Here is a 10,352-nt window from a genome sequence, read left to right as displayed (position 1 = left end):
CCAGCCAGCAGTAGAATGCTGGTTAAAAGTGATGGTTTTGGTTAGTTGGCGGAAAAGGCTTCCGCCCTAGTCAGGTGCCGATAAAGCTAGGCGGCATCTGACTTCTTAGCGTCTTTTTTTTCAGATGACACCCCGCTGGGTTTTGCTAGCTGTTGTGAATGTTTGTTAGTTGTAGGCGCTTGGTTGGCGCGTGACGAAACGGTTTCAACCTTCTTTTGTTTGTCGTAAAGGAAAGTTAAGACTTCATGTCTGTAGTGGTTGTACTGCTTGTTATCTGCAAGTGCTAATCTATCTCGCGGACGCGGCAACTCAATATCCAGAATTTCGCCAATGGTGGCTGCCGGGCCGTTATTCATCATAACAATGCGGTCTGATAGCAATACCGCTTCATCCACATCGTGAGTAATCATAATAACCGTGTTACCCAAATCAGCATGAATTTCCATTAGCGAGTCTTGAAGGTGAGCGCGAGTTAGGGCGTCTAGCGCACCGAACGGTTCATCCATTAGCAGCACTTTTGGCTCCATTGCCAACGCTCGTGCAATGCCCACTCGCTGTTTCATACCACCTGATATTTCACTGGGTAATTTATCAAGGGCGTGGGTCATGTGCACAAGCTCTAGGTTGTGCATGATCCAGTCACGCATCTCGTTTTTACTCTTGCCTCGCATGGTCGATTTTACGGCCAGCTCAACATTCTTGTATACCGTAAGCCAAGGTAATAAAGAATGGTTTTGAAAGACTACTGCGCGTTCAGGTCCAGGCTGCTTCACTTCTGCGCCATCTAAAATTACGCCGCCGGTAGTAGCTTGGTGCAAACCTGCGACGATATTCAGCACCGTTGATTTACCGCAGCCCGAATGGCCAATTAACGACACAAATTCACCTTTGCTGATTTTAAGATTTACATCTTGAAGCGCAGTAAATGGCCCCTTCGGTGTGGGGAAGTCGATACCCACCTGCTCTAACTCTAAGTGTTTAGTGTGCATAAAATTCTCCTCAAAATTAGCGTAGTACGCTCGACTTGTCCCAGCTTACAGCGCGCTGAATCGATAACATTAGGCGGTCTAGTACAAAGCCAATAGCGCCAATGGTGAGCACTGCTACCATGATTCTCGCTAGCGACTCCGAACTTCCGTTTTGGAATTCATCCCACACAAACTTTCCTAGGCCCGGGTTTTGGGCAAGCATTTCTGCCGCAATCAGTACCATCCAGCCAATACCAAGCGACAATCTAAGTCCTGTAAAAATCATGGGGATAGAAGATGGAAGTACTATTTTGGTGAGATGAGCAAACGGCGTAAGGCGCAATACCTTGCTTACGTTGATTAGGTCCTTATCAATATTTGATACGCCTACTGCGGTGTTAATAAGGGTTGGCCATAAACAACAAAGCGAAACCGTAAAAGCAGAGGTCACGAATGATTTAGAAAAGGCCGGCTCATCGCTGACATAAAGGGCACTTACCACCATAGTCACCAGCGGCAGCCATGCCAATGGAGACACTGGCTTAAATAACTGGATAAGTGGATTTATTGCGGTGTAAGCAGATTTACTTAGACCACATAGTATACCCACGGGAACCGCCACGACTGATGCAATTAAGAATCCAACCATGACGGTGTAAAGGCTTGTCCATATCTGATCAAAGAAGGTTGGCGCACCGGTGAATTCTCTAATTTTTGGCTGATAAGTAGGGTCCTGCGCTACACGCGCTGCATTTCTTGCTTCTTGACGTTGATAGAAAGCGTCCGCTTTTTCACGCTGTGCAATATGTTCGTCAATTAACGCACCGGCTTGCTCAAAAACTTGTGCAGGCCCTGGGAACTGCCCCAGCGACGTGTCGATACTTTTTGCTACACCATTCCAAATGGCCAAAAACATCAGCAAGCCAATAACAGGCAGCAGCAACGCAGGCGTGGATTGATATAAACGGCTCAACAAAGAGTTGGCGTTTGACGGCGACGATGGAAGGCGAAGAATGGTTGTCATCTTGCTCATTGCTTGCTCCTGACACTTGATGTGCGCTTTTGCGCTGTTTATGCCCCGCCCTAGTTAGAACTGAAGGCAGGGCTATTAAATCAGACACTTACAGTACAGTGTCGCCCTTCAGACCAATCTTAAATTGCTCTAAGTAAGCGTTAGGCTTGCTTCCGTCAAACGTCACGCCATCAATGAATTCGCTCTGAGGCGGCTTGTAGCCCGTTTCCGTCCCAAACTCTGGAAAGTCAGACGCCTTAGCTTTACCTTCGGCAATCAGTGCTTTAGCAGCCTGAGCATAAACTTCTGGTTTATAAACTTTTTTGGCTGTCTCTTTATACCAATCGTCAGACTTAGCCTCTGAAATTTGACCCCAGCGGCGCATTTGTGTGAGGTACCAAATAGCATCACTGTAGTATGGGTAAGTGGCGTTGTAGCGGAAGAACACATTAAAATCAGGCACGTCGCGCTTGTCACCTTTCTCGTATTCGAAAGTGCCTGTCATGCTGTTAGCCAGTACGTCTTCATCTGCACCTACGTAGTTACTTTTAGCAAGAATCTTTACCGCTTCAGGACGGTTAGCATTGTCGTTTTCATCCAGCCACATTGCCGCTCGAATTAGGGCTTTAACCACGCGAATGTGCGTATTTGGGTATTTGTCAGCCCAGCCTTGGCTTACGCCGAACACTTTTTCAGGGTTATTTTTCCAAATTTCGTAGTCGGTGATCACAGGTACACCAATACCTTTAAACACGGCCTGTTGATTCCATGGCTCGCCTACGCAGTAGCCATAGATGGTGCCGGCTTCCATCGTCGCTGGCATTTGCGGTGGGGGGGTGACTGACAACAGTGCCTGAGCGTCAATTTGGCCCGCGGTATCGCCTTTATGCGGCGCATAATATCCAGGGTGAATTCCACCTGCCGCAAGCCAATAGCGTAACTCGTAGTTGTGTGTAGAAACTGGAAATACCATTCCCATGTTGAACGGCTTTCCAGCGTTGCGGTATTCATCAACCACTGGCTTTAAATAATCAGCTTTAATAGGATGAACTGGCTTGCCATTTTCCTGTGGAATATGGGCCTTCATTTTGTCCCAAATTTCATTAGAAACGGTAATTCCATTACCATTGAGGTCCATACTGAACGCTGTTACCACATGCGATTCCGTGCCGAAGCCAATGGTTGCTCCAAGGGGCTGGCCAGCCAGCATATGAGCGCCATCTAATTGGCCGTCGATTACGCGATCAAGCAGCACTTTCCAGTTAGCTTGCGCTTCCAATGTAACGTAGAGGCCCTCATCTTCAAAAAAGCCTTTTTCGTACGCCACAGCAAGCGGTGCCATATCAGTGAGCTTGATAAAACCAAACTTAAGTTCTTCCTTCTCAGGCCAGCCTACCGCTGGCGCTTGTGCTGCCACACTCGCAGAAAAACTTGCTACAGAGACGGCAAGTGCTGCACATACTCCAGCACTCGCCGTTCGAAAGCGTTTTAGCAGTGATGTTGTCTTTAACCCAGTCATACGTGTTCCTCGTAGCCAAAAAAAAACCCACCAGCGTACGACGTTTAACCGTCGAGCATGGTGGGCTTCGTTGCCGTGTTTGTAATATCGGAGTTCTTACAAACGCATCAAGTTGTTAATGGTAAGTCAGGAATTCCCGCTCACACACCTCATCTTTAAGGGAGGTTTATTAAAAGCTTTAGCTTATAAAACCATCTTTATTTTTTATTATTATGCACTTGCCATAAATGCCGGAGATGATGATGCTTCCTTACCGTTCTCCGCTGAATCCTATTTGTTTACCCTATGGTAAGTGTTGTGCACTCCACTCTGCCATCGCATTTGTGTTTGCACCCGTTGCTTTGTACAGCAACGTTGTTGTTGCACGGATTAATTAGCACCCATCGTGCCAGAAATGTAAGCCATTAAAATTTATGAACATTTACACTATTGAGGTAAGAGAAAAGTGAGAATGAATTCGTTTTGGTGCACCAAAACAGGGGGGGGGTGTTCAACCTTGGTGCGCGAAAGCAGATACCAAGGTTGAACAAATATGGCCAATGACTAAAGCTGTCTGATTGTGTCGCTAATTTTCTAGAGGCGTTTAGTAAATTGCCCGATAGCGTTTACCACTTCATTGGCACCGCTTTGGATTTCGCTCATTGCTTTGCCTGACTGCGTTGAATACTCTAAGGCTTCGCGCGCTTTTTCCTGACCCGCTTCAATTAACTGAACTGCATTTTCTGTTAACTTTCTGTTTTCTACGACAACGTTTACGATTTCTTCAGTTGCGCTACTGGTTCGCGACGCTAGCTGCCTGACTTCATCGGCTACTACCGCGAAACCACGCCCTTGATCGCCTGCACGTGCAGCTTCAATAGCAGCGTTAAGCGCCAATAAATTAGTTTGGTCGGCAATTCCGCTAATACTTTTAACCAAGTCCGCAACTTTTTGGGATTGCTCATCAAGGTCCTTAATACCTTCACTCGCATTACCCATCTGTTTCGTTAATTCGTTCATCGCCTTAACCGTAGAATCGAGCACTTGGTTACCCTTACGTGCTTGCTCTCCAGTTTCTTGCGAAATGTTGAATGCAACGTTGGCGGCTTCAGAAATGGCGAACTCCCGCTTCATTTGCTCTGTAATTACCGTTGCGAATTTTACTACTTTATAAAGCTGACCATCTTCGTTTCTGATGGGGTTATATGACGCTTCTAGCCACACTTCATTCCCTCGGCTATCAATGCGTTTGTAGCGTCCAGATTCTAACTGTCCTTGCGCTAACCCACGCCAAAATTGTTTATATTCTTCCGAGTTCGCCTCTTGCTCTGTGCAAAAGATCCTATGATGCTTTCCAACTATTTGCTCCAGCTTGTAGCCCGTACCTTTCAAAAAGTTCTCGTTGGCTTTTATGATGGTGCCATCAAGGTTGAACTCAATAACAGCAGAAGAGCGATGAAGCGCGGCAATCATATCTCTAAGCTCATTACTGTAAGAAATATTGCGCGTTTGCTCTGCCATATAGAAAGAAATACACTTCACATTTCCATAGGCGTCGTCTATTGGCTGTATGATTCCTCTTACCCAAATCTCACGACCTTGTGCATTATTGAAGCTAACTGCGCCATGCCAATGACGATGATTTTTAACAGCGCCTAGCATATCTTGAACGTCCGATTTCTTAAGCGATTTCGGATCCATTAGGCTTTCAAGAGACTTCCCTTCTAGCTCTGAAATCTTAAATCCTGTTGCTTGAGTACATAGATCATTAATTGCACGTATACGTCCATCTGCATTCAACTCAATGTACAACATTTCTTCACGAAGCTCTTCCTTAACCGTTTGATATGCCGCCAGTTCCTTTTCCAAGCGTTGGTTTTCGGCTATCAACTCTTTATTTTTGAAAAACATCCCGCGCTCCTAATGAACTTCGTTTCACGCATTATTTATCAGCCGACTTAGCTCATAACGAAGCCACCCTGACAAAATAGGCACTGGCGTATCACACTGAAATACGGTTAGTTGTCTGAAACGATAAGCTAGTTTTTGTTGGTTTTGATTAAAGATAGCAGAGGAAATGAAGTTTATTGATGTTTCACACAAATAAAACTGAAGTTTTTTTGTTCAATAAAGACTAGAGATAGCCCAGTTTGGGGATTGACATAAACCCGCCTCTTTTTACTATACAAAAATACTCATGGCAGCGATGAAAACACGCAGCGATTCCGGCCGCCCGTTTTGGCGTCGTACAAAGCTTTATCAGCGGTATTAAGGATCGAAGTTAACGTCCAGTTGTGGTGATTAACGAAATTGACCGTTGCAACGCCCAAACTTGCGGTAATTACGGGTGAAACTGTGCTCTTGCTGTGCTCTATCCCTAATGATTCTATCGCATCTCGAATCTCTTCAGCTTTCACCTTCGCGCCTTTCTCATCGGTATTGGGCAAAATCGCTACGAACTCCTCACCACCGTATCGAGCACAAAAATCAGTGTTACGGGTAATGACTTCATTAAGCCCAATAGCGACGGCTTTCAGGCATTCATCCCCTTTAGGGTGACCATAATTGTCATTGTAAAGTTTGAAACTATCGACATCCAAGATAACTACCGTCAACGGCCAGTCATACCGTTTTGACATCGCTATTACCTTTTCCATTTCCATTTCAAATGCCCGTCGGTTTGGGATGTTAGTCAGCGGATCGCTGAGTGACAAACGAATCAATTCGGTTTCTTGGCTCTTCACTCTCTCAAAATACAGTGCGAAGGTTTTAGCCAGGCGAGATATCTCGTCACTGCCTTCGAAGCTTGCTACTTCTTCACTATTTTTTTCAACCAAGTTGGTTAAAGCAATTAAACGCAGAATAATACGTTTGTAGATATAGAAGATGATGGCGCAACAAATAATCATCACAATTAATGAAAGTGCCAATGACAGGGTTATTTGTTTGGACACAGCCTGGTTGGCAGACAATGCGTAAAATGAGGTGTCTTTTGTGATTGAAGATGCTCTAAACTCAATATTTGACGCGACTTCTTCAGCCAAGTGCTCAACAAAACTGCCTCGCCCTCTTGAACGTCCACGAATGCGCATGACATTAGCTTGTTTATCAATCATGCCCCATTTACCTAATACCCCCTCCTCTAGCGCACTTACCAGTTCGCTGCTGCGCTTGTCGAGCGTTGTCGCCTCACGCAAGGAAGCGATGCTTTCTTCAATATTGTCCTCTAACTTGCGTAACTCATGCAGTTGGAACTGCTGATTTATTTGGGCAATTTGTAATATCAGAGGAACCAGCGTTTGAGAGGATTGAATACCCACATACTGCGATTTATTGTCTTCAAAAATATTGTTCAAGTAAGTAAATAGTACTTCCCTTTCCACCCGCACTTCTTTTTCGACATCAATCCGCTGACGCACTAATGCGTTTAGTTCTTCTATTTCTAATGTAAGTACATTCAGCTGCGTCGCTAAGTACTTGTCTCCTTGCTCAAGCTTCAAATTGGAGGAATCCAAGCGCTCTATCGCTTCATCCAACTGGGTTTTGACGATACGCCGAGACGATTGGCTCTCAGACGATGTCAATCGCGCAGTAAGTGAAATTAAGTGCTGAACTTCACGCGTAATTTCAGTAGCTTGGCTAAGAGTGGGGATAGAAGACGAGGTGATATCGTCAAGCACTTTTCGCACGTCATTTAAACGCAGCAGCGACAAAACCAGTATCAAAAGAAAAAATCCCATCACACTGCATTGCGCAATGATAAACAGATACAAGGTCTTTTTCTTATGCTGCATCTGATCAACCGCCTTTTGCCATGTTTATTATGCGGTTATCAGTTTTAGGCTTTATATCGTATTGATTGACGATGGCCTGCATCACAAGGTCAGATATTTGAGGGGGACGTGTACTCAAGGCCGGACGCTTTTCGGTATTCTTTAACGCATAGAAACCGTCTCCGCCATTAGCCAGAAAGTTACTTGTAGCCAGCGAATAGGTTTTCGACTTATCTATTCGCTTTCCATTAATGGTGACATTTTTTACTCGTTGAAGCACTTTCGCTGAAGGGTCGAAACTATAAGACATACCCGATACATGAGGAAAACCGCCTTTTAAATTTTGATATTGCGAAAGCCCCTCTTCCAGAGCTTGAATTAACTGAGCGCCAGTTATATCCAAAGCCACAACATGCGCACGAAACGGCATTTCGGTGACAATATCTTGCCGAGTAATTGGTGTACCTGCCGTATATTGTTTGTTGCCTCGGATACTGCCTCCGTTTATCAAGGCAATTTCAGTATTGGCATAGCGTTTAATGGTATCCGCGACAAAGTTTACAAAAGGATTCTCTTCACTTCTCACTTCTTTGCGCGCAGTCGAAACGGCAATCTTCCATTCGCCAATTTGGATATTTAACAACCGTTTTAGGCGCGCTTCATACTCAATGAGTTGCTCGTTTAACTCAGCATCAGCCTCTATATCTTCTAACGGCTGTTCTATATACGACGTTGCTTGCCACCCAGCATTTTTCACAAAACTAGCAACGACAGCGGTTCCCTGCTGTGTAAGTACCATACTATTAGGATGACGCGTAGTTTCGAGCATATTTTTCTCGTCCAAGCGACTGTCTGTTATAAAAGCGACATCAATAATACGTTTGTTCAGCATGGTATTAATAAAAGGAAACGGGTAGGAATAGTGCAGCAAAATAATATCTGCGCCTTGCTGTCGCAATCTTTTAGACTCCTCCATGATGGCTTTTTGAGGAGGCGTTATAGCAATATCAGATAATTGGTACTCTTCTATCACTCTCTCATGTAAAACTGATATAACACCAAGAGTTAATTCTTCTTTTTCTACAATCACAGAAGTGTGCAGGCCATCAGGGGAGCGCCCCACTCGGTTATCTATTACGTTGCTGGCTACCAATGGAAAGGCTGCTTCATAAGAACGAAGAGATAATTCATCCTCATAGAAACTAAATTCTCTCTTTGTGACCCCCATCACATCTGGCTCAAGGGAATTGAGAATATCAATAATGTGGGAGCCACGGTCAAACGAGGATAGCGCGCTCGGCCCAATCGAGCCGCCGCCGAAAATGAAGAAGACGGTTTCACTAATTTGCCGCTGTTGTTTTACGAGGGTTTGAAGATTAGCGTAACGCCCTGTGCGTGCGTCGCTAATATTAGGCATATCTGCGGTTAGTACGAAAGTTACGCTAGAGGTTGTGACCTGTTCTCGATTTTCAGATACAGCATAACCTGCTCGAAATAAGAGCGACAGGCTAGCTAAAAATACGAGCCATTGCGTGATTCGCATAACACCACTTAAGGAAAACTTGTTAATACTATTAACAAGTATAGCAACGATTAAGTCAATGCGACGATTGGCTATTTTTCCTTAAAAAGAAGGGCTTTATATCAAGCAATATAGATAATTGCCCGCTCAGAAAACGCAGGTGACCTTAAAATGGCGTTGCGCTTTTATCGCGCTGTGCCCAAAGCTGCCTTGCCTGCGACAAGGCATCTGCAACATCACACTTTTGTAGCAGTACCAAATAGCTGGCAAGTGTGCTTAAGATGGCTTGTTCACCGTAAAGGCTATTCGCGTTACCCGCCCACACATCAAGCATGTCGTTAACGTTCATGTCTTTATCTTTAAGCGCCCATTTGTCAGCAACCACCGGCATTATTACTTCTTCGGTCTCACCATTTCGGGTAATAAATAGCTCAGTTTCCCGCTCACCATTAACTTCAGGATCTCCGCCATCACCACGAAAACAAAGCGCATCTATAGATGGATAATTTTCATTAACGCGGCAGTGTTTGTGGTCAAGATGCATATGGTAAACGCCCTGTACGCAAAATTGTGCAGCGGTGGGATTCAACAACCTTGCGAGGGTGTTAGCGCATGAACGCAGACCAAACACTTCACGAAGCTTAATAATTGTGTCGAGCGCAGGCAGCAAATAAGACAAATCAAGGTAAGTCACCCCTTTATCCGTTAACTGCTGTTTGGCATCTTCAATACTGCTAACTTCAGACAGGCCCAATTGGGGTAACGCTATACTTGCATAAAGGCGTCCCGAACCCGGTTCATGCGCACCGTGGAGCATAACCGAGTAACCATTGTTGGCTAGAACCGCTACGGCCAATAAGTACCACGGTAACTGGCGACGCTTTCCCGCGTAGCAGCCAATATCTAACGTGGGGGTGAGGTTTTTAACTTCTGGCTCTATCAGCTCTCTGCATGCATCGACAAAGCCAATAACTTCTTCTGGTGTTTCTTCACGGGTACGCAGCAACATAAGAAATGCGCCGCGTTGATCGCCTGTCACTTCATTGGCCAATACCATTTTCATGGCATGATAAGCCTCATCACGGGTAAGGCTACGCCCCCCTTTTTGACCTTTTCCAATAATTTTTATGTATTCACTAAATGGTTGCTGCATGCTTGGATGAATGTAATAGAAGAGTATTTACCTGTTGACGAGACTCTACCACCTTTCCAAATATAAGTAACGTAGGCCCCGTTAAATTTGCTGCTTCTACCTTGCTATGAATATCGGCAAGCACGCCAGTAATCACGCGCTGTTCAGGCGAAGTGGCATTTTCAATTGCCGCTACTGGCCATGTGGTTGGCACGTTGTGATGAATCAAGCCTTTGCATAGCCCTTCAAGTCGGCTTAGCCCCATATAAACCACCATGGTTTGCTTCAATACATTTTGCGCCATGGGTGCCATCTCTGGCCATTGATCCACGTCCTTAAAATGTGCGGTCATAAAACACACCGACTGAGCACAACACCTGTCGGTTAAAGGGATCCCCGTATAGGCTGACACACCCGATGCTGCCGTAATACCAGGAACAATAGCAA

The 10,352-nt window shown here is 45.2% G+C and carries 8 protein-coding genes; all 8 read right to left on the bottom strand.

The annotated features are described in order from the left end of the window. Positions 1-86: 86 nt before the first annotated feature. Entirely contained in the window at positions 87-989 is a 903-nt protein-coding gene (locus QVA83_RS12960; protein ID WP_014975666.1) for an ABC transporter ATP-binding protein, read from the bottom strand. Positions 990-1,005: 16 nt separating this feature from the next. Continuing rightward, positions 1,006-2,001 carry an ABC transporter permease gene (locus QVA83_RS12955; RefSeq protein ID WP_039224486.1) on the bottom strand — a complete coding sequence of 332 codons (996 nt, stop codon included), beginning with the start codon at positions 1,999-2,001 and terminating at the stop codon, positions 1,006-1,008. Between the two features lie 88 nt (positions 2,002-2,089). Further along, a complete protein-coding gene (locus tag QVA83_RS12950; RefSeq protein WP_014948243.1) occupies positions 2,090-3,499 on the bottom strand; it encodes a CmpA/NrtA family ABC transporter substrate-binding protein in 1,410 nt (469 codons plus the stop codon). Positions 3,500-4,072: 573 nt separating this feature from the next. After that, positions 4,073-5,389: a methyl-accepting chemotaxis protein gene (locus QVA83_RS12945; protein WP_156077885.1), complete on the bottom strand. Its 1,317-nt coding sequence runs from the start codon at positions 5,387-5,389 to the stop codon at positions 4,073-4,075. Between the two features lie 284 nt (positions 5,390-5,673). Further along, on the bottom strand, positions 5,674-7,272 hold the full coding sequence (locus QVA83_RS12940; protein ID WP_156077884.1) for a GGDEF domain-containing protein: 1,599 nt from the start codon (positions 7,270-7,272) through the stop codon (positions 5,674-5,676). Between the two features lie 4 nt (positions 7,273-7,276). Further along, the gene (locus QVA83_RS12935) at positions 7,277-8,794 is read right to left on the bottom strand and encodes a bifunctional metallophosphatase/5'-nucleotidase (RefSeq protein WP_039224483.1); all 1,518 of its coding nucleotides are present in this window, start codon (positions 8,792-8,794) and stop codon (positions 7,277-7,279) included. 145 nt (positions 8,795-8,939) lie between these two features. Beyond that, positions 8,940-9,926 carry a glycosyl transferase family protein gene (locus tag QVA83_RS12930; RefSeq protein WP_156077883.1) on the bottom strand — a complete coding sequence of 329 codons (987 nt, stop codon included), beginning with the start codon at positions 9,924-9,926 and terminating at the stop codon, positions 8,940-8,942. Next, on the bottom strand, positions 9,910-10,352 hold a 443-nt coding region (locus tag QVA83_RS12925), incomplete at its 5' end, for a uroporphyrinogen-III C-methyltransferase (protein ID WP_287498531.1). The genes QVA83_RS12925 and QVA83_RS12930, both read right to left, overlap by 17 nt.

It is taken from the genome of Alteromonas sp. AO-Serp (assembly GCF_017849675.1).
GTDB classification, from domain to species: Bacteria; Pseudomonadota; Gammaproteobacteria; order Enterobacterales; family Alteromonadaceae; genus Alteromonas; species Alteromonas macleodii.
The sequence above is the reverse complement of the archived record's forward strand: the minus strand, read 5'-3'. Positions and strand labels throughout refer to the sequence as shown.

Coding starts and splice junctions, on each gene's coding strand:
- QVA83_RS12955 (WP_039224486.1), bottom strand. CDS start 2,001: ATGAGCAAGATGACAACCATTCTTCGCCTTCCATCGTCGCCGTCAAAC.
- QVA83_RS12940 (WP_156077884.1), bottom strand. CDS start 7,272: ATGCAGCATAAGAAAAAGACCTTGTATCTGTTTATCATTGCGCAATGC.
- QVA83_RS12930 (WP_156077883.1), bottom strand. CDS start 9,926: ATGCAGCAACCATTTAGTGAATACATAAAAATTATTGGAAAAGGTCAA.
- QVA83_RS12950 (WP_014948243.1), bottom strand. CDS start 3,499: ATGACTGGGTTAAAGACAACATCACTGCTAAAACGCTTTCGAACGGCG.
- QVA83_RS12935 (WP_039224483.1), bottom strand. CDS start 8,794: ATGCGAATCACGCAATGGCTCGTATTTTTAGCTAGCCTGTCGCTCTTA.
- QVA83_RS12945 (WP_156077885.1), bottom strand. CDS start 5,389: ATGTTTTTCAAAAATAAAGAGTTGATAGCCGAAAACCAACGCTTGGAA.
- QVA83_RS12960 (WP_014975666.1), bottom strand. CDS start 989: ATGCACACTAAACACTTAGAGTTAGAGCAGGTGGGTATCGACTTCCCC.